Raw genomic sequence first — 25,403 nt, forward strand, 5'->3', positions numbered from 1 at the left:
ATGTTGATCCTCTACCACGGCGCTACCAGCGTCTGTTCCCAGAAGGTACGCCTCGGCCTGGCCGAATTGGGCTTGGCCTACGAGGGTCACCTGCTCGATCTGATGACAGGGGACCAGTTCGATCCCGACTATCTGAAACTCAATCCCAATGCAGTCGTCCCGACTCTGGTCGACGACGGGATGGTCGTGATTGAATCGAGCCTGATCCTGGAATACCTGGACGAGACCTATAATGCGGGCGGCTTGATGCCGGCGGATCCGGACCTGAAAGCCAAAACGAAGCTCTGGCTGCTCCGATGCCTCGCTATCCACGGCGCCATCAATTCCCTCAGCTTTGCAACGGTGAATCGGGCAAAACAAATGGCGGGCAAAACGCCGGAACAGCTTGAAACCATGCTCCGGAAAATCCCCGATCCCATCTCAAGGGAGAAACGGCGCGATCTTCTGGACAACGGCGTCGCCTCCATCCACGTCGAAGCAGCCTTGAGGGAAATGAGATCCGCATTTGCCGACATGAAGGTCACGTTGGAGCGATACGACTGGGTCAGCGGACCGGGCTACGGGCTCGCAGATATTGCCCTTCTCGCCTATATCGACCGCCTCGACCGTCTGGCGATGAACGGATTGTGGGAAGACGAGTTTCCCGAAGTATCCGGCTGGCTGGAGCGCTCGAAAAAGAGAGACAGTTACCGGACCGCGATCGCATCCTTCCTCGATCCTTCCGCTGCCGAAAACATGTACCGGACCGCGGTCACTTTCTGGCCCGCGATTTCCCGGACCTGGTCCGATATCCGAAACGGCCCCGGCTAAGGCCACGTGTCTTTCCCATTCACCGACAGGGCCACTGGGCCCGGCACCGGTGACAACAAGTCCTCCAACGCGTTGCGCCAAACGGAAAAGCTTGCATCTTTCGGACAAATATGAATACTGATTCATGTTTCAGTTAAGCACATGTCCGGAGTTGGGCCTTGGCAAAAGCAGCGCGAAAAACAAGCACCGGGACCGACCAGTCGAATGGGCAGATCCAGCCGAAGACCGCCCGGGGCGAAGCCACCCGCAAGGCGATCCTGTCGGCCGCCGAACGGGTCATCGGCGAGCGCGGTTTCAACGAGGCCTCCATCGGCCACATAACCAGCGAAGCCGGCGTCGCCCAGGGGACATTCTACATCTATTTCAAGAGCAAGGACGAGGTCTTTTCCGAGCTGGTTCTTGAAATGGGCCGGCTGGTCCGCCGTGCGCTCAGCGAGGCGACCCAGAATATTGAAAACCGTCTCGATGCCGAAAAGGCCGGCCTCACCGCCTTCCTAGAATTCATCCGTGCGCACCCGGATCTCTATCGCATCATTCAGGAAGCGCTCTTCGTCGATCCGGAAGCCTATCACGCCTATTACCATACCTTTGCCGAGGGCTACCGGAGCGGGCTTGAGGCGGCAGTGAAGGCCGGACAGATCAAACCCGGCGATGCCGATACCCGCGCCTGGGCCCTGATGGGCATATCCCGCTCCCTGGGCGAACGGGCCGTCATCTGGGGGGACAAGACCCCGGTGGAAGACGTCGTCGAAACCGCCCACGACCTGATCGTCAACGGTCTGAAGCCGTGATCCCCCATGCCTTCGCTCGTCAAATTCTCCCATGACCGGAATATCGCCAGCGTCCGGCTGAACCGTCCGGAGCGGCACAACGCGCTGGTGCCCGGCCTCCTGGACGATCTGCGAAACTGTCTGGAGCTTGCCCGTGGCGTCGCCCCGGACGCACTGGTGCTGTCGGCGGAGGGACGGAGCTTTTCAACCGGCGGCGACATAGGCGGTTTCATGGAGCATACGGAAAACCCGGACGAGCTGCTTGCCTATTCCGACCGGATCGTCGGTGCCCTGCATGAGGTGATCATCGACCTCCTGGAATTTCCTGCCCCGATTCTGGCGGCCGTCAATGGCCCTGTCACCGGCGGATCGCTCGGCCTCATCCTCGCGGCGGACCTTGTCGCCATGAGTGAAATCGCCTTCCTGCAGCCTTACTACGGTGTCGTCGGCTTCGGTCCCGACGGTGGCTGGACCGCGCTGTTGCCGGAACGGGTCGGAACGGCCAAGGCGCTGGAACTTCAATATCTGAATTCCCGGCTATCGGCCCGGGACGCCCTTCGGCTTGGTCTTGCAAACGCCGTCGTTCCGGAAGGCGGCATCGAAGACCAGATCGATGCCTGGACGGCGTCCATCGCCGACATGAACGCAAACACCCTCAAGGCAACCCGGGCCAATGTCTGGGACAGGGCCCGCATAGCGGCCGTCCGCGAACGCCTGGATCAGGAAAAACGCCGGTTTCTGGAGCGCGTCACCGCCCCTGACACCCTTGAAGGCATGAAACGCTTTACCGGAAGACCATAAGCAAACGAGCTGCCGCTCCGAAACCGTGTTGGGAGGACATGATGGAATGGCTTACGGACATGGCGGCAAAGAGAGCCGAACTGTCGCCGCAAAAAATCGCCTTCGTCGACCATGATACGGGGACGGAATTCACGTTTTCAGACGTCAATGACCGCGCCAACCGCACCGCCAATGCACTCCTGTCCCTTGGGCTGCAGAGGGGCGACCGGATTGCGGTCTTGTGCCTCAATCGGGCCGACTTCTTCGTCCTCCTGTTTGCCGCCCAGAAGACCGGGGTCATCCTGGTCCCCTTGAACTGGCGCCAGCCGCCGGCGGAACTGGAACCGATCCTTGCGCTGTCCAGGGCCAAGCTGATCATTCACGACAAAGAGTTCCGTGAAACCGCTCAGAACCTGGCGAACACCTTGAAGCTTCCGCATTACGCGTTTGGGTCGAAGGAAGCCGACGGTCTGGAAACTCTTATTACCGCGGCCCCGTCTGATCCGGTCGGCGACGGCCGCATCGCCGCAAGCGCGCCGTGGTATCTGCTATTCACTTCCGGCACCACCGGCATGCCCAAGGCGGTCATTCAGACAGCAGGCATGGCCTGGGCAAACATGATCAACTATTCCCAGGCAACCGGCCTGTCCGGCGCGGACCGATGCGTCAACTACCTGCCGCTCTTCCATACTGCCGGTATCAACCTGCCGACCCTGCCGCTTTTCCTGATGGGCGGCCTTTCCTACATCCTGGCCAAGTTCGACGCCGATGCGGTCGTAGACTATCTGGCGAAGGGCGAAATCACCTCGTTTTTCGCCGTACCTGCGATCTATCAGGCGCTCGCCCTGCATCCGCGGATCAATGACGTCGATTTTGCGAAGCTGAACTCCTTCGGCTGCGGCGGCGCGCCGGTGCCCGCCCATCTGCTCACCGACTTCATGGAACGTGGCGCGACCATCTGCAACGGCATGGGCATGACCGAGACCGGCCCGACCGTCTTCCTGATGGATCCGGAAAGTGCTGCGGACAAGATCGGGTCTGTCGGCAAGGCGCAGATCCTGTCCGAGGTCCGGCTTGAAGACGTGAACGGCAACATCGTGCAAGGCGCCGGCGAAGGCGAACTGCAGCTGCGCGGACCCGGTATCACCCCTGGCTATATGGACAACCCGGAAGCGACGGAAGCTGCCTTTACCCGGGACGGCTGGCTCAAGTCCGGCGACGTCGCCCGCCGCGACGAGGACGGCTACTACTACATCGTCGACCGCATCAAAGACATGTACATTTCCGGCGGCGAAAACGTCTATCCGGCCGAGGTGGAAAAGGTCCTGACCACCCATCCGGCAATCCTCGAGGCGGTCGTCATCGGGGTCGAAGACGAAAAATGGGGCGAGGTCGGAGCGGCCTTCCTGGTCGAGCGTCCGGGGACAACCATCGACACCGCAAGCCTGTCGGCCTGGTGCCGCGAACGGCTCGCCCCCTACAAGATCCCGAAGAGCTTCCAGGTGGCGAATGATCTGCCGCGCACGGCCGCCGGCAAGGTCCGCAAGAACATCCTCAAGGAAACGCTTTCAAAAGAACCGGAGACCGTCCGTTGACCGCGACCATTTCAGCAATCGAGGAGAGCTGGGTCCCGACCCAGCAGGACTTTGATGACTTTGCCCGGCTTTCCGGCGACGACAACCCGATCCACGTCGATCCGGCCTTTTCCGCAAGCACCCGCTTCGGCCGTACCGTCTCCCACGGCATGCTGCTCTATTCCCGCGTCTATGGCCTCCTGCGCAAGCACTGGCCCGGCACGAGCCATGACATGCAGTCGCTGATGTTTCCCAATCCGTCTTACGCCGGTGAAGAACTGGTGTTCCGGCTCAACCCCGCCGCAGACAATCCGAACAGAATTAGGGTCGAGGTTACCCGCAAGGCCGACGGGCTCGTGACCCTTTCAGGCGAATGCCTCATTTCCGGAGACATGCAATGACCTTCGACATCGGCCAGACCACAGAAGTCATCCGGACCTATACCCGTGCGGACATGACCGATTTCGCCCGTCAGGCAGGGCTAGACGGCGACGTGCCACAAACGGTGCCAGGGCCGCTGATCGGCGCGCTGTTCTCCTATCTGCTCGGGGTGAAACTCCCCGGCCCCGGCACCAATTACCTGAAGCAGGACATGCGCTTCCTGGCGGACGCCCCCCTCGGCGAGGCCCTGACTGCGTCGGTCACGATTACCCGACTGCGTCCGGAAAAGCATCTCGTCGATCTGGAAACCGTCTGCATGAGCGAAAGCGGTACCCGCGTCTGCGAAGGCCGGGCGCTCGTCTATGTGGAGGATGTCGGCAAGGCCTAGAAGATCAGGTTCGGGCGGAGGTTGCGACTTCGCCGTCCTGTCCGGCTTTGCCCAATAAATCCGTCAGCCAGGTATTGAAGGCGTCGGCTTCTTCCAGATGCGGGCAATGCCCGGACCTGTCGAAGATGCGCAAGCTGACATCGGGGACATGCGCTGCATGCCAGTCGTGCACCCCTGCCCCGTAAAGCGCGCTCCTTGCCCCGAAAGCCAGATGCAGCGGAATGTCGAGCCGTTCCAGGAACGGCCGGAAGTCCTGCGCAGTCAGTGAGGTCCACATGGGCCTGAGCAGGTCCGGATCCGCCTTCCCGATTTCCTGTTTGGCGAAGGCCAGAAGCTCCGGATCCGTTACCAGCCCCCGGGCAAAGATACGCTCCGCGACCTTGGGCGCGAGCTTCGGCCAGTCGGGCACCATGGCCTCGAGAACATGGATATTGCGTTTGGCATCAAGGCCGCCGAGAGAGCCGTTCGGCCAGTCGGGCGCGTTCAGCACCTTGGGCGACATGTCGATGGCAACAATCTGCCTCAGCCGTTCGGTTCCATGACGCTCGGCGTAAGAATAGGCGACATGGGCGCCCATGGACCAGCCGCACAAGGTGACATCCGAGAGGTTTCGGTTTTCGATCAGGTCAGCGACCGCATCCGCGGCCGCTTCGATCGTCAGCGGCAGCCGCGACCCTGTTTCGCCGTGTCCGGGCAGATCCGGCACCAGAACATGTGCCCGGCCGGAAAGGGCCTCTATCTGAGGCTGGAAAAAACCGCCATGGCATGACCAGCCATGCAGAAGGACAAGCGGCGGACCGCTCCCCTCGTCAACGCGGACATGAAGACCCGTTTCGCTCATCCGCGCGAAGCCCGAAGCCGGCCGACGATCCCTGTCGGGAAGAAATAGACCGACAGGATGAAGAGCACGCCAAGCCACAACAACCATCGGTCCGCGGCGATCAAATCCGAGACAAAGGGAATGAAGCTCGTCGCGTTGGAGGCAACGCCCATCAGTTCCTGAAGATACATCTGGGCCAGAATGAAGATCGTTGCGCCCAGCACCGCGCCGTAAAGCGTGCCCATACCGCCGATCACCACCATCAGCAGGATATCGATCATGATCTCCATGGAGAGCGTGGTCGCAGGCCCGGTGTAGCGCAGCCAGATGGCAAGCAGCGATCCGGCAAGGGCCGCAATGACCGCAGACAGCACCGTCGCCGTCGTCCGGTACCAGACGACCCGGTAACCGATGGCCTCCGCCCGGAAGGCGTTGTCCCGGACCGCCTGCAGGGTCCGTCCGAAGGGTGAATTGACGATGCGCAGCATCACCAGGAACAGGCAGGCCGAAGCAAAGAACACGAGATAATAGGCGAGCAGCTTGCCGTCTATCCGCACATCGAAAACCTTCGCCTTGATGAGCTTGAAGGCAGGTGTCAGCTCACGGGGGATCCTGTAGTTAAGCCCGTCTTCGCCACCGGTCAGCCAGGACATCTGCGACACCAGGACCGCGAAGGCACTGGCGACCGCCAGCGTCACCATGGCGAAGAAGATCGCCTTGACCCGAAGCGAGAACAGGCCGATCGCCAGCGCGAAGATCGCAGCGACGACGGCGCCTGCGGCCGTGCCCCACAGGATCGACACGAAACTAGGCCCGGTCACGGACTGGGCCAGCGCCGTTCCATAGGCGCCGATGCCGAAAAACATCGTATGGGCAAAGGACACGATCCCCGCATAGCCAAGCAGCAGATCATAGCTGGCGACCAGCGCGATGAAGATACAAATCCGCGCCGCGGTCTCCAGGGACTTCGTGCCCGGAAACAGGAAGGGCGCAAAGGCGAGCGAGATGACGATAACCAGAAGCAGAAGCGTCAGGACCCGGCTGCGCGGCTTGTCGCCGGAAAGCAATCTGGTGAGCATGGCCTGCCTCCTCACTTCGCCTTGACGACGGGGTAAAGCCCCTGCGGCCGCCACATCAGGATGATCACCATCAGGCCGATGGTCGACACCAGGGCGACCTTGGGGGCGAGGAAGGCGGTGTAGTTGGACAACAGGCCGACCAGCAGGGCGCCGATGAAACAACCCTCGACCGACCCGAGCCCGCCGATGATCACCACGATGAACACCAGCACCATGATCTCCTGCCCCATGTGGGCGGTAATCGTCTCCTGGTAGAGCCCCCACATCACGCCGCCCAGACCGGCGAGCGCGGACCCGGCCATGAAGACCATCAGGAACAGCCGGCGCACCCGGTAGCCCAATGCCTCGACCATCTCGCCGTTTTCGACGCCGGCGCGAACCAGTAGGCCGATCCTGGTGGATTTCAGCACGTAGCGCATGGCGACGAACAGAACGACCCCGATGCCGACGGCAACGAGCCGGTATTTCTCAACAGCCGCTTCGCCGAGCACAAACGACCCCTGCAGGCTTTCCGGCCGGGCCACATGCATCTCGTCCGGTCCCCAGAAGACATAGATCAGCTGCTGCGCGACGATGAGGCCGCCCATAGTCACCAGGATCTGCTTGAGATGCTCGCCGTAGACGGGCATGACGATCACACGCTCGAACGCGTAGCCCATCAACGCGGTCGCAAGCATTGCCACCAGGATGGCCATGAAGACGGCCGACAGATTGAGGAAGACGCTCGGCGAGGACGTCCAGCCGCCCAGCCAGATCAGGACGGTAAAGCCGACAAACGCGCCGACCGAGATGAAGGCCCCGTGGCCGAAATTGATCACGTCCATCAGGCCGAAGACCACCGTCAGCCCCGAGGCCATGATGAAGATCATCAGCCCCATGGCGAGACCGGCGACGGTCAGCGTCAGCCAGGTGGCCGGATTGCCGACCGCGATCAGCCCCAGCATCGCAAGTGCCGGCACCAGCACCACCGGAAGCTTTTCGATCATGCGCTCGCCGAGCGGCGCTTTTTCGATGCGCGGCTTGATCGTTGCTTCGCTCATTGGTGCGCCTCCAGGCTGAGCCCCATGAGCCGTTCCTGCAGCTCCTTGTCGGCAACCATTTCCGCCATGTCGCCGTCGTGAATGATCCGGCCGTCGTCCATGACGGCGACCGTGTCGCCGATGCTCGAGGCCATGGCGAAATTCTGCTCGACCAGCAGAATGGTGGTGTCCGTTTCCTTCAGTTCCTTCAGCGCATCGGTCATCGCGTTGATAATCGCCGGCGCGAGACCCTTGGTCGGTTCGTCGATCAGGATCAGCACACGCGACTCGACAATCGCCCGCGAGACGGCAAGCATCTGTTTCTGACCGCCCGACAACGTACCCGCCGACGAGTTCCAGAAGGTGCGGACGGGCGGAAACAGCTCCTGGATCCAGGCGAGCCGTTTCGGATCGATGGGGCCTTTGGTTGCAGCCAGAGTCATGTTCTCCGCCACGGTCAGATCCGTGAAGATCCCCATGTTTTCCGGAACGAACGCGATACCGGACCGGGAGATCGCCGGCGTCTCCATCCGGGTGATATCCCTGCCCTGGAAGGTGATCGACCCGCTGCTTGCGGTCCAGAGCCCCATGATCGTGCGCAAGGTGGTGGATTTGCCCGCGCCATTGCGTCCGAGCAGAACCGAAACCCCGCCCTTTGGAACGGTCAGATCGACGCCCTGAAGGATATGGTAGGGACCGATATGGGTGTGGACGCCGGAAAGCTGGAGAAGCGGTTCGCTCATCATGCGGCCTCCGGCGCCTTGCCGAGATAGGCTTCCTGCACGATCGGCATGGCAATCACCTCTGCCGGTTCTCCGTCGGCCACAAGCGCGCCGTTGTGCAGAACGATGATCCGGTCGGCGAGCGAGCGTATGACGTCCATCTTGTGTTCCACCAGCAGGATGGTTCGGTCCATGTCCTGCTTCAGCGTCTTGATCAGATCGAGGATCACCGGAACTTCGTCGACGCTCATGCCGGCGGTCGGTTCGTCGAACATCAGCACCTGGGGGCCGAGCGCGATCATCATCGCCACCTCCAGCTTCCTCTGATCGCCGTGCGGCAACACCGCCACGACCTGATCGGCGACGTCGATCAGCCTGACTTCCGCGAGCACGTGCTCCGCCCGTTCGATCAGCTCCACATGGCTTTCCGCAACCGACACCATGTCGAAGCCCTTGCCGGCTTTCGCCTGGGCCACGAGGCGCACGTTTTCGCGAACGGTCAGGGATGGAAACAGGTTGGTGAGCTGAAAGGCCCGGCCGATCCCGCGGTCGGTCCGTTCGGGCACCGGGATGCGGGTGATATCCGCGCCATTCAGGAAGACCTGACCGGATGTTGCCTTCAACTGGCCCGAGATCAGGTTGAAATAGGTCGTCTTGCCGGCGCCGTTCGGACCGACGATTGCCGTCAGCGTGCCGCGCTGAAACGTGCAGCTGACATGATCGACGGCGACATGACCGCCGAAGCGGATGGTCAGATCGCGCGTTTCGAGAATGGGATGTTCGCTGGTCACGTGTCCGGCCTGTTCGTTTGTTGTGATCTGTCGTGGCCGATGGGGCTCAATAAGGGCCCATCCCCTGAGACATCTGGCCGGATCGGTCGTCGGACACGCATTCGTGGTTGGATGAAGTCGAACGCGATCCGTCTGGCCGTCCCGTATATGCCGCGTCTCAACGAAGCGGAATTCGTTGCCGGTCTCAAGGGATGGGCGGCCGGGGAAAGGGTTGGATGGTCTTCCCCCGAACGCTGTTGTTACTGGTTGCGAATGGGGATGTTCATGTCTTCGATCTTGAGCTCACGCACGAGCTCCGGAATGCCCCATTCGACATTCGGGTCCACTTTGATCTTGAAGTGATACATGGACTGCAGCGCCTGGTGATCTTCCTTGCGGAACACCATCTTGCCCTTCGGCGTCTGGAATTCCATGCCTTCCATGGCCTTGATCAGGTCTTCCGTATCCGTGGAACCCGCCTTCTTGAGCGCATCGACAATCGCGATACCGGCCGACATGCCGCCCGCGGTGAAGAAATCCGGCGGTGCGTTGTAGCGCTTCTGGTGTTCGGCGACGAGCCAGTCGTTCACCGGGTTCTTCGGAATGTCGTAGTAGTAGTAGGTCGCGCCTTCCATGCCCGGAAGTTCCTTATAGGCCTTCATGGCCGCCAGAATGTTGCCGCCGGTGGCGATCTCGACACCGTAGCGCTCCGGATCCATGGCCTTGATCTTGCCGATCGGATTGCCGCCGCCGGCCCAGATCACGAACAGGAACTTGCGGCCCGGCTGATCCTTGAGCGCATCGAAGATCCGCTGGGCGCTGGCAGTGAAGTCCTTGGTGTCGGTCGGTGCGTATTCCTCGAACACCAGCTTGGCGCCGGTGCCGGCGAGCGCTTCCTTGAACGCAGCCACACCGTCACGGCCGAAGGCATAATCCTGGGCCAGCGTCGCGATGGAAACGTTGTCCGCACCCAGAGCCACTGCGTTGGCGATGGCATCCTGGGACGAATTGCGCCCCGTGCGGAAGATATAGCGGTTCCAGTTCGAACCGGTGATGCTGTCGGCAACCGCCGGCTCGACGATCAGCACCTTCTCGTATTCTTCCGCCACCGGAAGCATGGCAAGCGCCACACCGGAGGAGACCGGCCCGACGGCAATGTCGGCCTCGTCATCGCCAAAGGCTTCGGCGAGCGCGGTCTTGCCGATATCCGGCTTGAGCTGGGTGTCCTTCTCGATCACGACCAGCTTGTTGCCGTTGACTTCCATGGTGCCGTCGGTGGCGTATTCCAGCCCCATCATCAGCCCCACATGAGACTGCTTGGCGTAGGCTTTATATGGCCCGGTCTTGCCGTAGACATGGGCAATCTTGATGTCATCGGCCTGTGCGGCCCCTGCGGACAGCGCCAGAAGACCGGCAAAGACGGTCCCGGTCAGCCGTTTGTAATCGAACGTCATGCTGAAATTCCTCCCGTGTCATCCCGGCTGGGAGCTATCGCGCTTTCCCTCGTTCCACCCTCCAGGAACGACAGAACCAGCCGGCACATGCAAAATATATGAAACATGAATCAGTATTCATGTCAATCGACGCAAGGAGGGATGCCGAAGGATATTTCGATTTTCAGCTTGCCGCGCTCTTTGAAGGAATTCCTGTCCTGAATGACCTGCACATCGATCCGGGAATGAGCAGGAATAAAGCCAGATGCGCGCCTCTTGTGCATCGCATTCCGTCCGAAATTCTGTGCTGAAAGGCCAAATCGGGCACCGCCCCATTGCGGACCGCTCCGGAAAGCTAAATCATGACGGGAACAAGCATTTCAAAAGCATATGCAGACAAATCAAATCGGGGAGCCGTCTCACATGATCGATCTTTACACCTGGACCACGCCGAACGGCCGCAAGGTCTCCATCCTCCTGGAAGAACTCGGTGTCGACTACACCAGCCACGCGATCAACATCATGGAAGGCGATCAGAACAAGCCGGAGTTCCTGGACATCAGTCCGAACAACAAGATCCCGGCGATCGTCGATCGCGACAACGGACTGAAGCTCATGGAATCCGGGGCGATCATGATCTACCTCGCCGACAAGTACGGAAAATTCCTTGCCAAGGACGGCGAACAACGCATGCGCACCATCGAATGGCTGATGTGGCAGATGGGCGGCCTCGGCCCCATGCTCGGTCAGGCCCACCACTTCTGCCATTTCAACCCGGGCAAGGCCGAATATGCCGAGGAGCGCTATGCCGCCGAGGCCCGCCGCCTTTACGGCGTCCTCGACAAACGCCTGGAAGGCCGCGACTACATCGTCGACGACTATTCCATCGCCGACATGGCCTGTTGGCCCTGGGTCTCCCGCTTCGAATGGCAGAAGATCGACCTGAATGACTTTCCGAACGTGAAGGCGTGGTATCTGCGGATCGCGGCCCGGCCCGCGGTTCAGGCCGGATACGACGTGCCCAAGGTGACCACCCCCATTCCGATGCCCTGATCGCCGCACAAAATGAAAACTGCCGGAGAGTTTCCTCCCCGGCAGCCGCACTGTTCAGCACGTCCGTCTCCGGTTATTTCTGGGCCCGGTATCCCACACGCGAGGCCTCGTGGATCGGCCACGGGTGAACCTCCGCGCCGATCTCGATCTGCCTGTGCTCTTCCACATGCGGCTTGTCGGTGCCGCCGTTCGCCTCGCCCCAAAGGATATCGAGTCTGGTCCCTTGCTCAGCCAGGTCGCTGCGCACCATGGCGAGGGAAATCCAGGCCCGTTCATTTGCCGAATAGACCGGATAGGTCGAAATGCCGACCATCATGCCGTCGAGCAGGACCTGATCGTATGGGTGGGCCGCATAGTTGCCGGTCGGCAGTTCCATCAGCTTGGGCGCCGGGAAGTCATCCATCATGCCGGCGAAGATCTTCAGGACGTCGTCCTTGTCCCAGACGAGGGTGACCTTCGTCCGGTGCTCTTCACCGGCCATTTTCTCAAGGGCTTCGCGGCCAATGAAGTCGTGATCGAACTTGACGACGCGGCCGTAGTCGAGATCCCAGGGTGTCAGGTAGAACTCTTCCACATTGTCCGGCTGGAAACTGCCGCCCACCGAACAGACCGCCTCGAAGCTGGTCGCCGGCAGCCACTCGCGGTATCCCTTCATGGCCTCACCGGTATAGATCGCCGGCAGCGGCGACGGGATCCAGCCCGATTCCATCGCCGACGTCGAATAGGCGCGCGACCCTGCCCTCAGCAGACCGTATTTCTTGCCGACCTCGAGAAGCCGGTCGTAGACTTTCCGGCCCTCTTCGTATGGCCCCCACAGTTCCAGCCCCTGAGCGCCGCCCATGCCGTGGCAAAGCGTCCTTGCCTTGCAGCCGGCAATGACGATTTCGCCCATGTTGAAGAACTTGGTGGTCAGCGGACCGCCTTCATTAACCTCGTTCAGGAGATCGAGCGCGAGCGGGCCCTGGATTTCATAGCGGTAGAGCTTGCGCGGCTTGTCCGGGTTTTCCAGGCTGCGGATGTCGTATTCGGTGGTGACATCGAAATCGCCGATCTCCGCCTGATACGCGATCCAGTTCGCCAGAGGCGGACGACCGATATAGAGGTACTCTTCGTCCTCCAGGCCGAACAGGATTCCGTCACCGATCACGTAGCCGTCCGGGTTCACGCAAACGAGCTGCTTGGCCTTGTTGCGGCCGAACTTGGCAAAGCTGTTCACGCCCACATAAGACAGCAACTTCAGCGCATCCGGTCCGCGCACATAAAGGTCGGTCATGTGATAGGACTGGTTCAGCAGGACCACGCTGTTGCGCCAGGACCGTACCTCCTCGATCCAGTTGGTATATTGCGGGGCGATGGGAAACGCATAAGCCCCCTCCGGCGCATTCTGCAGCATGTGGGACGGATTGCCGATCCGTTTGATTTTATCCTCTAGCGACGTGTCGGCCATTTTCTGCCGGTCCTCCCTGTTCCGTTGTCCCTCCACGACTAGCATCCCGTGCCACTTTCGCCTTATGCTCATTAAGAATAACTGGCTTCATTCTGGTAATATTACGAAATGCCCGGCGAAAAACGCCTGACGCTCAAACAAATACGAGCAATCGATGCGGTCGCGTCCGCCCGTGGCTTTGCGGAGGCGGCCAACAGACTGGCCACAACGCAGCCGGCCATTTCACGGACAGTCGCTTCGGCGGAAAACCTTCTTGGCGTACCTTTGTTTCAAAGAGGCTGGGGTGGAACCGAACCGACCGCTCTTGGAGAAGGTGTCCTGCGCCACTGCTCCAATGCCCTCAAGCTTATTCAAGCGGCCGAAGACGATATCGAGGCCATGCACGGCATCAGGCCCCGGCTCGCCACCTTCCTGCGTTCCCATCATCTCGATGCGATTGCGGCCGTCATAACCTACGGCGGTGCGTCTGCGGCTTCCCGGCAACTCGGCATTACCCAGCCCGCGGTCAGTCGCGCCATCGGAGCGGCAACGGAATATTCGAAGCAACCCCTGTTCGAACGCAAACGCGACGGATTGGAGGCAAAGCCACAGGCCCGCCGTCTGAAGGAACTTCACGACGCACTGGAACGGGAGCTGACCATCATTGAAGATCTGGTGCATCGGCCGCGCTCCGGCTTGATCGGACGACTTGCTGTGGGAATGCTGCCTTTTTCCGGACAGGACCTCATCGCCAGAGCCTTCGGCGAGTTGACGAAGAGCAACCCGGATCTCCGCCTCATCGCCGTTCCGGGGAGTTATTCCATGCTTGCGGAAGCCCTGCGGCGCGGCGAGCTGGACTGTATGGTCGGCGTCCTGCGAAATCCCGCGCCCTATCCGGATCTCCGGGAAACCTATCTCTATGAGGAAACATTCACGCTGGTGGCAAGGTGCGACCATCCCTGCCACCAAAAGAACCTGTCGATTGCTGACCTGCGCGACGAAAGCTGGATCGTGGCGCAGCACGGAACACCGATCAGAAGCTATTTCGAGACCCTGTTCCGGAGCGCGGGCGCGGTGCCGCCGGCTCAGACCTGCGAGATCCATTCCTTCACCAATGCGGAAAAGGTAATCCTCAACAGCAATTCCATTGCCCTGCTGTGTTACGGCGAACAACAATTGAAGACCCTGCCGGATGGCCTGAAGAAACTGGATGTGCACCTGCCGGACTCGCGCACCGCCGTCGGTATCACATACAGGAAAGCCGGAGGTCCAAGCGACGTGCTGCGGTGTTTCGAAAAGTTGCTGCGCGACCTCATCGCCGAAACATCCGGCGGACCGACCCCGACCTGATAATTGGATCAAGGAGAGCATCGGGGCGCAGCTCTGACCGTCATTTCCTGCTTGCCAAACATATTTGCTTGAGCAAGAATACCTGAAGCCAATACTCAAGTTTATTAGCCACCTCATACTGGTTGAACGTGTCCAGTCCATTCGGGTCTCCCGAATGGAAGGATCGCGATGTGTCGTCCAGTGACGATTTCTGAAATCCTCCTGAGTTAAACAATCACCTTAATATTACGGGACATTCTACGGATTTTGCTATGCTTTCCACATCTCTTGAATATCTACCGCCTTTTACCAAACCGCTGGCAGGGTTGGTAAAATCCGGTGGCCCGGTCGTGGCGCTTCTCCTGATTTTATCGGTGGTTGCCTTTGCCCTGATCATTGCAAAGCTGCTGCAATTCATGCTGCTGCGCGTTGGCCGCCACGGACCATCGCGCAAGGCGCTCGACCTGTGGCTAGACGGAGCACGCCCGGAAGCCCTGAAGCAGGTTTCCGCCTGCAGCAGCATCCTGAGCGACATCCTGCAGAAGCTCATGCGCCGCGCCCTTCATGGCAGCACGGACCGGGATCACCTGAAGGAAGACATCGAACGGGTCTGCAACGTCCGCATCAACACGCTCCGTGCCTGGCTCAGGCCCTTGGACATGATCGCACAGACCGCGCCGCTGATCGGGTTGCTTGGAACCGTGCTCGGCATGATCCAGGCCTTTCAGGCCATGCAGGGTGCAGGCGCCGCCGTTGATCCCTCGGTCCTTGCCGGCGGGATCTGGGTTGCCCTGCTGACGACCGCCGTCGGCCTGACCATCGCCATTCCGGTCTCCGCCATCGTCGGCTGGTTCGACGGCAGGATCGAGGCTGAACAGGCGGAAATGGAAGCCGTGGTCACCGCGTTCTTTACCGGTGCCGCCGCGGACCGCGGTCCCTCCCGCGTTGTCACCCTCGAGGCCCAGCAGGCGGAGCCGAGGTATGCGATTTAGGCAAAGAACCAGGAGAAAGCCTGTCGGGCTGACATCGCTCATCGACGTCATCTTCTTACTGCTGCTGTTCTTCATGCTCACCTCCAGCTTCACCCGCTATCAGGCCATGCCTGTTGCCAATGGCGGCGAAGGCGGCGGCGCCGAGATAAAGCCGGCCTATTTCAGGATCCATGACAGCAACCGGATGGACCTCAACGGACAGCCGGCCGAACGTCAAAACCTGGCCGGCCTGTTTTCAACCCTCGCAACCGACAGGAAGACACTGCTGGCAATCTGGTCAGGCCCGGACGCAACGGTTCAGGACGTTGTCGATGTCATGTCCGCTGCCCGCCGCGAAGGCCTCAACACCGTGCTTGTGACCGGGAAATAGGAACTCCGATGCGCCTGAAACGTCCCGCCCGCAGAACGCCGCCGGAAAACACCATTCCGCTGATCAACGTGGTGTTCCTGATGCTGATCTTTTTCCTCTTTGCGGGCTCCATCGCCCGGGATGATGCCCGGCGTGTGGAACCGCCGGCCGACATCACCGAGGACGAAAACATCCGCTCGACAGGCGCCCTCATCATCGATCGCGACGGCAATACCCACGCCCGGGACGCGGAGATCTCTGTCGAAGCCTGGCTGGAGGCCGAAAAGAGCGCCGCCTCTGAAGAGAGCCCGCTGAAGATGGCGGCAGACGGAGATCTTCCAGCCGACAAGCTCGAGGATGTCCTTGCAGCCCTCTCCAAGGCTGGCGGTACGAACGTGGTCCTGATTACCAGAAAGAGCGCCCGGTGAAATTCTCACGTCTTGTGGCAGCCGGTGTTTTCCTGTCCGTGGCATCCCATGCGGCAATCTCGGCTTATTTCGCACCGGATCCCGATCAGGTGGAGATCGCTGCTTCCGAAGGCGGCGCGGTCTCCGTGATCGGTTCCCTGGAAGACCTGGTTGCCGGGACCGACGGCGCTCTGGAAGCAGTCGAGGCGCCGCCTGAGGAAATCCAACCGGTCGAAAATGCACCAGAGTTAGCCGCTGTCCAACCGGTACAGGCGCCTCAGACCAGGCAGGATGTAGAAAAGGCCGTGCAGGTTCAGACAGCTACGATCGAGCCAACAGCTCAGGGCGTGACCGACACAAGGCAAGTGACGGCCGAAACCGTCCCTCCCGAAACACCCCACGCAGCCCCTCGGAAAGCCCCGATAGAAGCGCTTAAGGCGGTCGAGCCACAAAAGGAAACGGCAGCGACCTCGCCCAAGACTGAAGTCGCAGCTGCAACGCCCCCTGTCCTTAAGGCTGAAGCGCCGGAGACCAATCCCATTACGCCGGAGCCTCCAGTGCAACCGGTTATCCAGGAGACTGTCGAAGCCAAACCGGCCAAAGCGCTCGAAGCGGCAACTCCGGCACCGCCGGTCAAGCCGAAGGCGCCTAAAAAGCAAAAAGTCGCAAAGCTGCAGGCACAGAAAAAGAAGACTCCGGGATCCGACCGCAACGCACGCCGCGGCGGAGAGCAGATCACCGGAAAGACAGGTGGCTCCAACGCCAACGGCCGCAAGGACGGCAAATCCAACGACGGCGGCACGAAGGCCCGTTCGAACTACAACGGCAAGGTGCTCGTCAAACTGCGGCGGGCCAAACGCTATCCGACCCAGGCTCGGCGGGAACATCTCCAGGGGACGGTAACCGTTCGATTTACGGTGGCCCGAAGCGGCGCGGTCAGCGGTATCCGGCTCGCACGGTCTTCAGGGCACACGCTGCTGGATCAGGCAGCCCTCGAGATGGTGCACCGCGCCGCGCCCATGCCGAAGGTTCCCGACGACATCAGGGGCAGCACACTGAGTTTCACCGTTCCCGTTCGTTTCTCCCGGTAACCTGTCTCAGAATTTCGTCAGCTCGCGCAGCTGGGGAAACAGTTTGTACCAGAGCAGCGTCAGGCCGAGCGTTGCGCAAGCGCCGACGGCAACGGCGGCGGGCGTCCCGATCAGAGCCGACATGGTGCCGGCCCGGAAATCGCCGAGTTGGTTCGACGCATTGATCGAGACCGAATTGACCGCACTCACCCGGCCGCGCAAATCGTTCGGCGTTTCGATCTGCACCAGTGTCTGGCGGACATAGACGCTGACCATGTCGGATGCGCCATAGACGGCCAGCGCCAGGACGGAAAGCCAGAAGGAGGTCGACAGGCTGAGAACCAGGATGGAAAGACCGAAAATGGCCAGCGAGATGAAAAAGCTCGGGCCGGTCCGCCAGATCAGTCCCCATCTCGCAAGTGATACCGCCACCACCAGGGCGCCGATGGCCGGCATTGCCCGCATCACTCCCAGCGCTTCCGGTCCGACCTTCAGGATGTCGACGGCAAAAACCGGAAGAAGCCCCATGACACCGCCGAAAAGAACCGCGACAAGATCGATGGAAATGGCCCCCAGAACGGCTTTCGTTCGCCAGATATGGAGGAACCCGCCAAGGAGCATGGGTATCCCGAACGGCTCCCTGCCCTCGATCTTCAGATCCGCCCGAACAAGAAACATGGCCGCTGCGGCAATGAGGAAAAGCACCGCGGCAACGAAATAGACCTTCTCATCGATCAGCGCGATGAGAAAACCGCCGATTGCCGGCCCGCCCAACTGCCCGATTGTCATCACGGAGGAGTTTGTTGCCACGGCTTTTGCGAAGACGTCCCGAGGCACGATGTTCGGAAGCGTTGCCTGCAGGGCGGGAAAAATGAAGGCCTGCGCCGACCCGTTAAGCGCCAGGAGCGCGAAAATCGGCCAGACCGCCGCCGACCCGGTCATCAGATAGAAGCCGATCGCGGTCATGGCGACGAAATTGACGCAATTGCAGATGCCGACGATGAAGCGCCGGTCGAACCGGTCCGCCGCGAAGCCTGCGACCAGGAACAGGCACAGGACGGGCAGAAACATGAAAAGGCCGATCAGACCGAGATAAAGAACCTCTCCGGTCTTCTGATAAACGTGCCAGCCGATCGCCACGGCAAGGATCTGCGTTCCCGTGACAGACCCGGTGCGGCTCAGCAGGAAAAGCAGGAAGTTCCGGTTTTTATAAAGTGACGCGGGTTTTGAGGCCGGATTGTCGGTATCCGATGCCGGAGTATCTTCTGTCACGAAGGAAAAGTCCTTTTGTTTTCCGGCTAATGGCAAATCCGATTTCGCATGGCCGGTCACAATCAAATCCGGTTTGATGCAAACAGATGTTTCCGGTCAAGCCCGGAGGTGGCTAAAGCCTCAAAATTAAATGCGGCGTCACCCTACCCCCGGCTTCCTGGGGACAGGAAACAGAAAGCTTGTAAAAACCGCGGGACATCGCCATAAATCGGGGCCAAATAACCGCCCTGCGCAAGATCCGCGGGAAAATACGCAATTCGGCAGTACTCCAAGGAATGACATTGACCACCTACTCCCGAGAAAATCCGAGCCCGAGATACATCACTCTGGGAAAGATCTATTCCGAAGTGCATGAGGAAGGCGGGCTGCAGGGGGACGATGCCCTGGTCGGCGATCTGACCCCGGAAGACATTTTCTCCGGAAGCAGTCTCTACGACCATATCCCGCGGGTACGCGAACTTGCGGCGCAGACCAGGGCCAAGACCATTCTTGATTACGGATCGGGCAAGGGTGTGCTCTACAAGCAGAAAGACCTGACCCTGCCCGACGGCACCGTAACCCCGTCCATCAAGGATTACTGGGGTGTGGAGACGATCCACTGCTACGACCCCGGCGTTGCCGAATACGCCCAATTGCCCGACGATCCCTGCGACGGCGTGGTCTGCACCGACGTGCTTGAGCATATTCCGGCGGAGGATATCGACTGGTTCCTGGCCGAACTGTTCCGCTACGCCGACAAGTTCGTCTACGCCAACATCGCATCCTACCCGGCCCGAAAGATGTTGCCGAACGGTTGGAACGCGCACGTGACGATCGAAAAGCCGGGCTGGTGGCGCGAGCGCATCCGCAAGGCGGCTGCCGGCTGGCGCGGAGAGGCTTATGTCTTTCAGGTTCTGGAGCGCAAACGCGGTATACACGGCAATCTGCGCCGTCTCTGCGGCCTGTCGAAATGGAAAGCCACCAACATCGAATTCGGGGTCTGATCCCTCCAAGTGTCGGGGACGATCGGCGGACCGTTTACCCGCCGGACTTCCCGGCACGCAATCGCAGACATCTTATCCATCCGGGTAGCAACCATGCTCAAGACCGAAAACGCCGCCTTTGAATACGAACCCTACCCCGTCTGCTACATCCCGAATGTTCTGGACGACGGCCTCTATCAGACCCTGACGGAGAATTATCCGGCTCAGGACCTGTTCGAATACATGCCCCGCCTCGGCCACAAATATTCCCTGTCCGAGTTCAACAATCCGTCGAATTACGCGGACTTCATCGCGGCAAATCCCGAATGGAAGAAATTCCACGCCTATATCAAGTCGCCCGATTTCATCGAAAACACGCTGGCCTTCCTGAAGGACCACCATCTCGATCTCGGACTGAAGCGGCGGCGGATCGTGTCCGGCCGGAAGGGCCGCCACGCCAGCCTCTACGCCCGGCTGCGCCGGAAGACGGAGCTGAGCGCTCGCTTCGAGTTTTCAATGATGTCGCCGCAAGGCGGGAACATCCTGCCCCATACGGATGCACCCAATAAGCTGATCACGCTCGTCATTTCCATGATGAAGCCCGGCGAATGGAACACGGAATGGGGCGGCGGCACGGAGGTGTGCCTGCCGAAGGACCGCACCCGGATCTACAACCAGGTGAACGAGTACATGGCCTTCGAGGACGTCGAGACGATCAAGGAATTCGAATTCCATCCCAACCAGTGCGTCCTCTTCATCAAGACCTACAATTCCTGGCACCAGGTCTTGCCGATCAAGGCGCCCGAGGGTTCCGCCATGCGCAAGACGCTGACGATCAACATCGAAAGCAAGGTCTGATGTTTCTGCGCTCCTCCGGCGACCGCCTGCCGACCCGTTGGGAAAAGACCGTCCTCAAGTTTTTGACGCGAATCAGGAAGCGCCTGGGGTCGACGGTCGAAATCGACGATAAGGGCACGAAAATCCGCTTCGTTGCCGAAAACCTGACAGACGCCTATCGCCCGTTGTCCCTGTGGATCAAGGAACCGGGAACCATGGCCTGGATCGACCGGGAGACGAAGCCCGGCGACTGCTTCCTGGACATCGGGGCGAATATCGGCATCTACACGCTCGCAGCCGCGCATCGCGTCGGCCCCGGCGGCCGCGTCATTGCTGTCGAACCGCACAAGGTGAATTCGCTCACCCTGCTCAAGAATGTTGCGGCCAACGGTTTCGAGGACCGCGTCGACATCCTTCCCGTCGGCTTGTCCGATACGAAGGGCATCGTCCGGTTCAATTACGTGTCGCTGGCTTCGGCCTCGACGGGAAGCCAGCTCGGGCACAACCGGGTCGACACATCCGACGAGACCTTCACGCCGGTTGCCTCCGAACTTGTGCCGGCCATGACCGTCGACGGACTGATTGAGGACGGCTCGATCACGAAGCCCAATCTGATCAAGATCGACGTCGACGGCCTCGAACTGCCGATCCTGAATGGCATGTCCAACCTGCTCAACTCGGCAGACGGTCCCCGCTCGGTCCAGATCGAGATCAACAAGGGCGAAAGCTCGAAGATCGAAGCCTTCATGAAGTCCTGCGGCTATGTCATCGACAGCCGCCATTACACCATGAATGGCGAAAAACTGGCGAAACAGGGACTAAGCAACGACGAAATCGCCCACAACGCGATTTTCAAGCGCGCCGGCTGAGCGTTTATTCGCCCTGCCCTTTTTGCTGGAAAAACGGTGCCGGTTGTCCGGCTAGATTGCGCGCGAAGCCTTCCAGTATACCGATCTGCCGCCGCAGCTTCCGGCTGCGGAATGAAATCGCGTAGATGAAAAGCTTGCCCAGGACCCCGGCAAGCGAAAGCCACCGATTGCCGATCCCGTGCAATGCCATCACATAGGCCCAAGACCAGCCGAACGACACGTTCTTGATCCGGTTCACGGCGGCATCCGGCGGGGATGACGCGTCGCCGACATGAACAGCCGAAGCGGAGCCGACGAATATCATCGGCCAGTTGTTCCTCTGATATCTGAGCGACAGTTCATCGTCTTCGAAATAGAGGAAAATCCTCGTGTCGAAGCCGCCGTTGGCAATGAAAGGCTGCGTCCTGACCAGGAGCGCGGCACCGCTCAGTGTCGGCACGCAGGCATCGCCCTCAGGCGGCCGCCGGTCCTTCACCCGTGGTTCGAACCGGGTTTCATAGCGAAAGAATTCACCGCCATCGGGCTTGAAGATCCGCGGGACGAAAACATCGCAATCCGGATAGGTCCGCGCGGCCTCAACCAGTTTGCGGATATCGTCAGGCTCTATCTTGAGATCCGGGTTCGTGATCAGTGCGAATTCGGTTCCGATGGATTTCAGCCCGGTCATGATCGCGCTGGAATAGCCGGCGTTGCTCTCCATCTCGATCACCCGGTAGCCGATTGCCCGCGCCTGTTCGGCTGTCCCGTCCCGGCTGGCATTGTCGACCGCGACCGTCGCAATCGTGCCTTCCGGCAACATGGAATAGGAAAGAATATCCGCGCTGTTATAGGTGACGAGCAGGCGGGTAACGTCCGCGATCGCGGCGCCACGAACAGACCCATCCGGCTCTGCCGATCGTTCACTGGCCGCTGTCACGCAATCCCTCACAGGCTTTGATCAATGCCGATATGTCCGGTCCCTGCAACAGGGGAGCCAGCGTGTTGATCGTTGCATCCGGCAGGTCCCACCAGCGGATTGAAAGCAACTGCTCGATGACCTCCGGTTCGAACCGGTAGCGGATCAGTTTCGCGGGATTGCCGCCATAGATGGCGTAAGGCGGAATGTCCTTCGTTACCGTGGCGCCCGCCGCGATAATCGCGCCATCGCCGATCGTCACGCCCGACATCACGCGCACCGAGGTCGCGAGCCAGACGTCGTTGCCGATGACGACATCGCCGTTGGAGCTCACGTTCGAGGTCAGCGGCTTCTCCTGCGGCCAAAGCTTGGCGAATTCGGCAAAGGGATAGGTCGTCACGAAATCGGGGCGATGGTTGCCGCCCAGGAAAATCTCCACGCCATCCGCGATCGAGCAGAACCGGCCCATGGTCAGACGCCCGCCGTCGGAAAAACGCACGCGGGGCCGGCCATAGGTAAAGTCGCCAATCTCCGCCCTTCCCTTGCCGATCAGCCTGGCAAGGTGGATCCGCGTCAGGTTATGCGGGTTCTTGAAACGTCGGATTTTCTTGCGCAGCGACACCAAACCGTCTCCGTTTGCCTCACCTGCGTTCGGCGACCACAATATATTGCTTGGCGATCAGGTCCGTGAGGCCGCCGAACGTGGCAGCAAGCAGCAGTTTGCGGAATTCGAACGGCTTGTACTGACGGGCGTCGGCGCAAACGGCGAGGTCCAATCCGCCGCATTCAGCCAGTTCGATCGCGGTATCCCTGACAAAGAAGCGAAGATGGGTCCGGTCCAAAAGTCCCGCATCCTGGTAGTGGAAATCGCCCTTGAACAGAAGGCGCCGGATGAACTTCCAGTTCCGGATGTTCGGCAGGGAAATGATCAGCCGTCCGCCCGGCGCCAACAGCGGGCTGATCCGCTTGACCACCGACCAGGGATCGACCAGATGCTCCAGAACGTCGAGACAGAGAATGAGATTGACCGAGCCTTTCTCGATCTCGTTTTCGACCGGATAGGTCTCGACATTGACATGCCAGACCTTGTCCAGGGTCTTTTCGGCCTCGACTGCCGCTTCATCGTCCAGTTCCAGTCCCCCGGTCCAGTCGACCTGCCGGTTTTGCCGGATCAGATTGATCGTCGAACCGGCGCCGCAGCCGAGTTCGAGAATGCGCAAGGGACCCTCGGGCAGATAAGGCAAAACCTCTTTCCGGGCGGTTGCGAAATACCGCTCTCTCATTCTTGTTCCATGCTCCCTGGATCCCGGCACCTGTCGGAATATGGTCCTGTGACCGGATTTTGCGGCGGCCGTTTGCCGATTGACACGGACATCGCCGAATAACTAGAACTGACGAACTCGGCGACACTTAGCAAATTCAGCCTGCCGTTGAAAGGCTGAAAAGCGCCCGGAATTGCCGAGCAGGCATCGCCTGAAATCGCAGGAAAATGCGTTTTTCGTGCGCGCAGGCGATGAGACGACCCGATCCCGGACACCCTCAGACATCAGCCGGAAAGACAGATGATTTCGATGGAAGCTCGCGGACCGATATCTGCCCTGCGCAAAGCCTTTTCGCGCCGCATGCGCTACGTCTGGTACCTGGCGAAAATGAACCTGGGCCTACCGGGACTGCTGAGGCTTCAGGGTTCCAAGAAAGGCAAGCGGGTCTTTCTCCTGGCAAACGGCCCCTCGCTTGCCAAGCTCGATCTGAGCCACCTGGAAGGCGAAGACGTCTGCGTGGTCAACATGGGCCTGCGCGCACTCGACAGCATCCTGCCCCATGTCACGATCCATGTGGCGACGGACAAGAACCGCTATGTCCGTTTTGCCGAGGACATCGAGGACTATGCGCTCCGCTACGACATCCCGCTGCGCTTCTTCGGCATCTGGGGACGGAAAACCTGGAAACGGCTGCCGAAGAAGGGGTCTGTTCCGTATTTCATGGTTGTCGGCCATAAGAGCATTTTCGAGCGCGGCTTCAAGCCGACGCCTTATCTCGGCTACGGCAGTTGCGGCACGGTGATGATCATCGCCCTGCAGATCCTGTATTTCCTCGGCTATGACGAGGTCTATGTCGCCGGCGTCGATCTGGATTACGGCGGCGAGCAGCCGTATTTCTATTCCATGACCGGCAAGGACAACGTCCATGAAGCGGACAAGAAGGTGCAGGCGCGCCGGCCGCTGATGGACAATGCCAACGAGGAATTCGCCTTCGCGCGAACCGCGTTTGAGCGCGACGGGCGTCTGCTGGCCAATGCCGGCGTCGGCGGTAACCTCAACAGCCTGCCCCGGGTCGAGTTCGGTTCCCTGTTCCCGCCGAAAGCCTGATACTCGCCTCCCGGCCAGATCCATTCTTGAACCGGCACGGTTGTTGCTTTCAAATCCGGCAAACAGACAGCAGATGTTATGCCGCGCGGGCTTTCCGCTTGCGCCGTGTAACGCTTGCACATCTTAGAGGCTGACCGATGCACAGGCGCTATTCATATGTCCCCATTACCCAACGGCCTGATTTCTCCTGGCCGGAGGGACGCCGGCTCGCGGTCTATATCGGCCTGAACCTGGAGACGTTCCGCTTCGGCGAAGGACTGGGCGCGGAACTGGCGCCGGGCGGACCGCAGCCGGACGTGCTGAACTATGCCTGGCGCGACTACGGTAACCGTGTCGGGGCATTCCGCATGGCCGATCTCTTCGATGACCTCGGATTGTCCCTGAGCGTTCTGGTGAATTCCAATCTCTATGACGACTGTCCGGGCCTGGTCGACCGGTTCCGGTCCCGCGGCGATGAAATTGTGGGCCATGGCCGCACCAATTCCGAACGCCAGGGCATTCTGCCCGAAGCCGAAGAAATGGCCCTGATCAAGGAAGCCACGGACCGGATTGAACAGGCCGAAGGCAACCGGCCCAACGGTTGGCTCGGCCCCTGGATCTCGCAGAGCCCGGTCACACCGGACCTTCTGAAAGAGGCAGGCTACAGCTATCTGCTGGACTGGTGCCACGACGACCAGCCGGTTTGGTTCGCAACCCGGTCCGGCCCGATCCTCAGCGTCCCCTATCCGCAGGAACTCAATGACATTCCGATGATCGTCGGCCGGAAGATGGACGCAGCCCCCTTCGCCGACATGGTGATCGACAACTTCGCCGAAATGCTGGAGCAATCGGCCGATCAGCCTCTGGTCATGGGAATAGCCCTGCACCCCTATCTGTTCGGACAGCCCTACCGGCTGAGACATCTTCGCCGGGCACTCACCGAATTAAAGACCCTTGCCGATGAGCGCGTCTGGTGGACCACGTCAGGTGCGATCGCGGACCATTTCGCCAATCTGATTCCCGCCACTTGAAGACCTACTTTTCTTGA

General features: G+C 60.4%; 29 protein-coding genes. 18 read left to right on the forward strand and 11 right to left on the reverse strand.

Annotated elements, in window-relative coordinates; translation table 11 throughout:
• The 6 genes from HK439_RS20165 (at position 1) to HK439_RS20190 (ending at position 4,703) form a co-directional block, all read left to right on the forward strand.
• Complete coding sequence (locus tag HK439_RS20165; protein WP_190293278.1) at positions 1–810, forward strand: glutathione S-transferase family protein; 810 nt, start codon at positions 1–3, stop codon at positions 808–810.
• Positions 811–968: 158 nt separating this feature from the next.
• A complete protein-coding gene (locus HK439_RS20170) occupies positions 969–1,601 on the forward strand; it encodes a TetR/AcrR family transcriptional regulator (RefSeq protein ID WP_190293279.1) in 633 nt (210 codons plus the stop codon).
• Between the two features lie 6 nt (positions 1,602–1,607).
• On the forward strand, positions 1,608–2,381 hold the full coding sequence (locus HK439_RS20175; RefSeq protein ID WP_190293280.1) for an enoyl-CoA hydratase/isomerase family protein: 774 nt from the start codon (positions 1,608–1,610) through the stop codon (positions 2,379–2,381).
• A 41-nt stretch (positions 2,382–2,422) separates the two neighbouring features.
• The gene (locus HK439_RS20180) at positions 2,423–3,955 is read left to right on the forward strand and encodes an AMP-binding protein (protein ID WP_190293281.1); all 1,533 of its coding nucleotides are present in this window, start codon (positions 2,423–2,425) and stop codon (positions 3,953–3,955) included.
• Complete coding sequence (locus tag HK439_RS20185) at positions 3,952–4,335, forward strand: MaoC/PaaZ C-terminal domain-containing protein (RefSeq protein WP_209011953.1); 384 nt, start codon at positions 3,952–3,954, stop codon at positions 4,333–4,335. Before HK439_RS20180 ends, HK439_RS20185 begins: the two co-directional genes overlap by 4 nt.
• Positions 4,332–4,703, forward strand: a complete 372-nt coding sequence (locus tag HK439_RS20190) for a phosphate acetyltransferase (RefSeq protein WP_190293282.1) — start codon at positions 4,332–4,334, stop codon at positions 4,701–4,703. The genes HK439_RS20185 and HK439_RS20190 overlap by 4 nt, the downstream gene beginning before the upstream one ends.
• A 4-nt stretch (positions 4,704–4,707) precedes the next feature.
• Here HK439_RS20190 and HK439_RS20195 read toward each other — a convergent pair whose 3' ends face one another.
• The 6 genes from HK439_RS20195 to HK439_RS20220 all read right to left on the reverse strand — a co-directional run bounded on the left by HK439_RS20195 (position 4,708) and on the right by HK439_RS20220 (position 10,567).
• Complete coding sequence (locus tag HK439_RS20195) at positions 4,708–5,544, reverse strand: alpha/beta fold hydrolase (protein ID WP_190293283.1); 837 nt, start codon at positions 5,542–5,544, stop codon at positions 4,708–4,710.
• Complete coding sequence (locus tag HK439_RS20200) at positions 5,541–6,602, reverse strand: branched-chain amino acid ABC transporter permease (RefSeq protein ID WP_190293284.1); 1,062 nt, start codon at positions 6,600–6,602, stop codon at positions 5,541–5,543. Before HK439_RS20200 ends, HK439_RS20195 begins: the two co-directional genes overlap by 4 nt.
• Before the next feature lie 11 nt (positions 6,603–6,613).
• The gene (locus HK439_RS20205; protein ID WP_190293285.1) at positions 6,614–7,642 is read right to left on the reverse strand and encodes a branched-chain amino acid ABC transporter permease; all 1,029 of its coding nucleotides are present in this window, start codon (positions 7,640–7,642) and stop codon (positions 6,614–6,616) included.
• Positions 7,639–8,364, reverse strand: a complete 726-nt coding sequence (locus HK439_RS20210) for an ABC transporter ATP-binding protein (protein ID WP_190293286.1) — start codon at positions 8,362–8,364, stop codon at positions 7,639–7,641. Before HK439_RS20210 ends, HK439_RS20205 begins: the two co-directional genes overlap by 4 nt.
• Positions 8,364–9,134: an ABC transporter ATP-binding protein gene (locus HK439_RS20215; RefSeq protein ID WP_190293287.1), complete on the reverse strand. Its 771-nt coding sequence runs from the start codon at positions 9,132–9,134 to the stop codon at positions 8,364–8,366. The genes HK439_RS20210 and HK439_RS20215 overlap by 1 nt, the downstream gene beginning before the upstream one ends.
• Positions 9,135–9,373: 239 nt before the next feature.
• On the reverse strand, positions 9,374–10,567 hold the full coding sequence (locus HK439_RS20220; protein ID WP_190293288.1) for a substrate-binding domain-containing protein: 1,194 nt from the start codon (positions 10,565–10,567) through the stop codon (positions 9,374–9,376).
• Positions 10,568–10,686: 119 nt separating this feature from the next.
• Between HK439_RS20220 and HK439_RS20225 the strand changes: the two genes are divergently transcribed.
• On the forward strand, positions 10,687–10,857 hold the full coding sequence (locus HK439_RS20225; RefSeq protein ID WP_190293289.1) for a hypothetical protein: 171 nt from the start codon (positions 10,687–10,689) through the stop codon (positions 10,855–10,857).
• A 112-nt stretch (positions 10,858–10,969) separates the two neighbouring features.
• Complete coding sequence (locus HK439_RS20230) at positions 10,970–11,599, forward strand: glutathione S-transferase family protein (protein WP_190293290.1); 630 nt, start codon at positions 10,970–10,972, stop codon at positions 11,597–11,599.
• A 73-nt stretch (positions 11,600–11,672) separates the two neighbouring features.
• On the opposite strand, the gene HK439_RS20235 is transcribed toward HK439_RS20230, so the two are convergent.
• The gene (locus HK439_RS20235) at positions 11,673–13,046 is read right to left on the reverse strand and encodes an aminomethyl transferase family protein (RefSeq protein WP_190293291.1); all 1,374 of its coding nucleotides are present in this window, start codon (positions 13,044–13,046) and stop codon (positions 11,673–11,675) included.
• A gap of 108 nt (positions 13,047–13,154) precedes the next feature.
• On the opposite strand from HK439_RS20235, the gene HK439_RS20240 reads away from it, so the two are divergent.
• From HK439_RS20240 to HK439_RS27270, 5 genes are all read left to right on the forward strand, one after another.
• Positions 13,155–14,375, forward strand: a complete 1,221-nt coding sequence (locus tag HK439_RS20240; RefSeq protein WP_190293292.1) for a LysR family transcriptional regulator — start codon at positions 13,155–13,157, stop codon at positions 14,373–14,375.
• A gap of 329 nt (positions 14,376–14,704) precedes the next feature.
• Positions 14,705–15,346, forward strand: a complete 642-nt coding sequence (locus tag HK439_RS20245; RefSeq protein ID WP_209011954.1) for a MotA/TolQ/ExbB proton channel family protein — start codon at positions 14,705–14,707, stop codon at positions 15,344–15,346.
• Positions 15,336–15,716: an ExbD/TolR family protein gene (locus HK439_RS20250; protein ID WP_190293294.1), complete on the forward strand. Its 381-nt coding sequence runs from the start codon at positions 15,336–15,338 to the stop codon at positions 15,714–15,716. The genes HK439_RS20245 and HK439_RS20250 overlap by 11 nt, the downstream gene beginning before the upstream one ends.
• A gap of 8 nt (positions 15,717–15,724) precedes the next feature.
• Positions 15,725–16,123 carry an ExbD/TolR family protein gene (locus tag HK439_RS20255; protein WP_190293295.1) on the forward strand — a complete coding sequence of 133 codons (399 nt, stop codon included), beginning with the start codon at positions 15,725–15,727 and terminating at the stop codon, positions 16,121–16,123.
• The gene (locus tag HK439_RS27270) at positions 16,120–17,193 is read left to right on the forward strand and encodes an energy transducer TonB (protein WP_190293296.1); all 1,074 of its coding nucleotides are present in this window, start codon (positions 16,120–16,122) and stop codon (positions 17,191–17,193) included. Before HK439_RS20255 ends, HK439_RS27270 begins: the two co-directional genes overlap by 4 nt.
• Positions 17,194–17,199: 6 nt before the next feature.
• Here HK439_RS27270 and HK439_RS20265 read toward each other — a convergent pair whose 3' ends face one another.
• On the reverse strand, positions 17,200–18,444 hold the full coding sequence (locus tag HK439_RS20265) for an MFS transporter (RefSeq protein ID WP_190293297.1): 1,245 nt from the start codon (positions 18,442–18,444) through the stop codon (positions 17,200–17,202).
• 275 nt (positions 18,445–18,719) lie between these two features.
• Between HK439_RS20265 and HK439_RS20270 the strand changes: the two genes are divergently transcribed.
• From HK439_RS20270 to HK439_RS20280, 3 genes are all read left to right on the forward strand, one after another.
• Positions 18,720–19,427: a class I SAM-dependent methyltransferase gene (locus tag HK439_RS20270; protein WP_190293298.1), complete on the forward strand. Its 708-nt coding sequence runs from the start codon at positions 18,720–18,722 to the stop codon at positions 19,425–19,427.
• A 93-nt stretch (positions 19,428–19,520) separates the two neighbouring features.
• A complete protein-coding gene (locus HK439_RS20275) occupies positions 19,521–20,264 on the forward strand; it encodes a 2OG-Fe(II) oxygenase (RefSeq protein ID WP_190293299.1) in 744 nt (247 codons plus the stop codon).
• Entirely contained in the window at positions 20,264–21,112 is an 849-nt protein-coding gene (locus tag HK439_RS20280) for an FkbM family methyltransferase (protein WP_190293300.1), read from the forward strand. The genes HK439_RS20275 and HK439_RS20280 overlap by 1 nt, the downstream gene beginning before the upstream one ends.
• Positions 21,113–21,116: 4 nt before the next feature.
• On the opposite strand, the gene HK439_RS20285 is transcribed toward HK439_RS20280, so the two are convergent.
• From HK439_RS20285 to HK439_RS20295, 3 genes are read right to left on the reverse strand one after another with little or no spacing between them, the layout of a single operon-like run.
• Positions 21,117–22,028, reverse strand: a complete 912-nt coding sequence (locus HK439_RS20285; RefSeq protein WP_190293301.1) for a glycosyltransferase — start codon at positions 22,026–22,028, stop codon at positions 21,117–21,119.
• Positions 22,012–22,629, reverse strand: a complete 618-nt coding sequence (locus HK439_RS20290; RefSeq protein WP_190293302.1) for a CatB-related O-acetyltransferase — start codon at positions 22,627–22,629, stop codon at positions 22,012–22,014. Before HK439_RS20290 ends, HK439_RS20285 begins: the two co-directional genes overlap by 17 nt.
• Before the next feature lie 19 nt (positions 22,630–22,648).
• Positions 22,649–23,290, reverse strand: a complete 642-nt coding sequence (locus HK439_RS20295; RefSeq protein ID WP_190293303.1) for a class I SAM-dependent methyltransferase — start codon at positions 23,288–23,290, stop codon at positions 22,649–22,651.
• A gap of 279 nt (positions 23,291–23,569) precedes the next feature.
• Here HK439_RS20295 and HK439_RS20300 point away from each other — a divergent pair, with 279 nt between their 5' ends.
• Positions 23,570–24,376, forward strand: a complete 807-nt coding sequence (locus tag HK439_RS20300; protein ID WP_190293304.1) for a hypothetical protein — start codon at positions 23,570–23,572, stop codon at positions 24,374–24,376.
• Between the two features lie 137 nt (positions 24,377–24,513).
• Positions 24,514–25,386, forward strand: a complete 873-nt coding sequence (locus HK439_RS20305; protein ID WP_190293305.1) for a polysaccharide deacetylase family protein — start codon at positions 24,514–24,516, stop codon at positions 25,384–25,386.
• Positions 25,387–25,403: the final 17 nt, after the last annotated feature.

It is taken from the genome of Roseibium aggregatum (genome assembly GCF_014692675.1).
Classification (GTDB): domain Bacteria; phylum Pseudomonadota; class Alphaproteobacteria; order Rhizobiales; family Stappiaceae; genus Roseibium; species Roseibium aggregatum_C.

Coding starts and splice junctions, on each gene's coding strand:
- HK439_RS20200 (WP_190293284.1), bottom strand. CDS start 6,602: ATGCTCACCAGATTGCTTTCCGGCGACAAGCCGCGCAGCCGGGTCCTG.
- HK439_RS20295 (WP_190293303.1), bottom strand. CDS start 23,290: ATGAGAGAGCGGTATTTCGCAACCGCCCGGAAAGAGGTTTTGCCTTAT.
- HK439_RS20300 (WP_190293304.1), top strand. CDS start 23,570: ATGATTTCGATGGAAGCTCGCGGACCGATATCTGCCCTGCGCAAAGCC.
- HK439_RS20240 (WP_190293292.1), top strand. CDS start 13,155: ATGCCCGGCGAAAAACGCCTGACGCTCAAACAAATACGAGCAATCGAT.
- HK439_RS20230 (WP_190293290.1), top strand. CDS start 10,970: ATGATCGATCTTTACACCTGGACCACGCCGAACGGCCGCAAGGTCTCC.
- HK439_RS20255 (WP_190293295.1), top strand. CDS start 15,725: ATGCGCCTGAAACGTCCCGCCCGCAGAACGCCGCCGGAAAACACCATT.
- HK439_RS20250 (WP_190293294.1), top strand. CDS start 15,336: ATGCGATTTAGGCAAAGAACCAGGAGAAAGCCTGTCGGGCTGACATCG.
- HK439_RS20205 (WP_190293285.1), bottom strand. CDS start 7,642: ATGAGCGAAGCAACGATCAAGCCGCGCATCGAAAAAGCGCCGCTCGGC.
- HK439_RS20220 (WP_190293288.1), bottom strand. CDS start 10,567: ATGACGTTCGATTACAAACGGCTGACCGGGACCGTCTTTGCCGGTCTT.
- HK439_RS20210 (WP_190293286.1), bottom strand. CDS start 8,364: ATGAGCGAACCGCTTCTCCAGCTTTCCGGCGTCCACACCCATATCGGT.
- HK439_RS20280 (WP_190293300.1), top strand. CDS start 20,264: ATGTTTCTGCGCTCCTCCGGCGACCGCCTGCCGACCCGTTGGGAAAAG.
- HK439_RS20195 (WP_190293283.1), bottom strand. CDS start 5,544: ATGAGCGAAACGGGTCTTCATGTCCGCGTTGACGAGGGGAGCGGTCCG.
- HK439_RS20270 (WP_190293298.1), top strand. CDS start 18,720: ATGACATTGACCACCTACTCCCGAGAAAATCCGAGCCCGAGATACATC.
- HK439_RS20190 (WP_190293282.1), top strand. CDS start 4,332: ATGACCTTCGACATCGGCCAGACCACAGAAGTCATCCGGACCTATACC.
- HK439_RS20275 (WP_190293299.1), top strand. CDS start 19,521: ATGCTCAAGACCGAAAACGCCGCCTTTGAATACGAACCCTACCCCGTC.
- HK439_RS20175 (WP_190293280.1), top strand. CDS start 1,608: ATGCCTTCGCTCGTCAAATTCTCCCATGACCGGAATATCGCCAGCGTC.
- HK439_RS20235 (WP_190293291.1), bottom strand. CDS start 13,046: ATGGCCGACACGTCGCTAGAGGATAAAATCAAACGGATCGGCAATCCG.
- HK439_RS20305 (WP_190293305.1), top strand. CDS start 24,514: ATGCACAGGCGCTATTCATATGTCCCCATTACCCAACGGCCTGATTTC.
- HK439_RS20180 (WP_190293281.1), top strand. CDS start 2,423: ATGGAATGGCTTACGGACATGGCGGCAAAGAGAGCCGAACTGTCGCCG.
- HK439_RS20165 (WP_190293278.1), top strand. CDS start 1: ATGTTGATCCTCTACCACGGCGCTACCAGCGTCTGTTCCCAGAAGGTA.
- HK439_RS20225 (WP_190293289.1), top strand. CDS start 10,687: ATGTCAATCGACGCAAGGAGGGATGCCGAAGGATATTTCGATTTTCAG.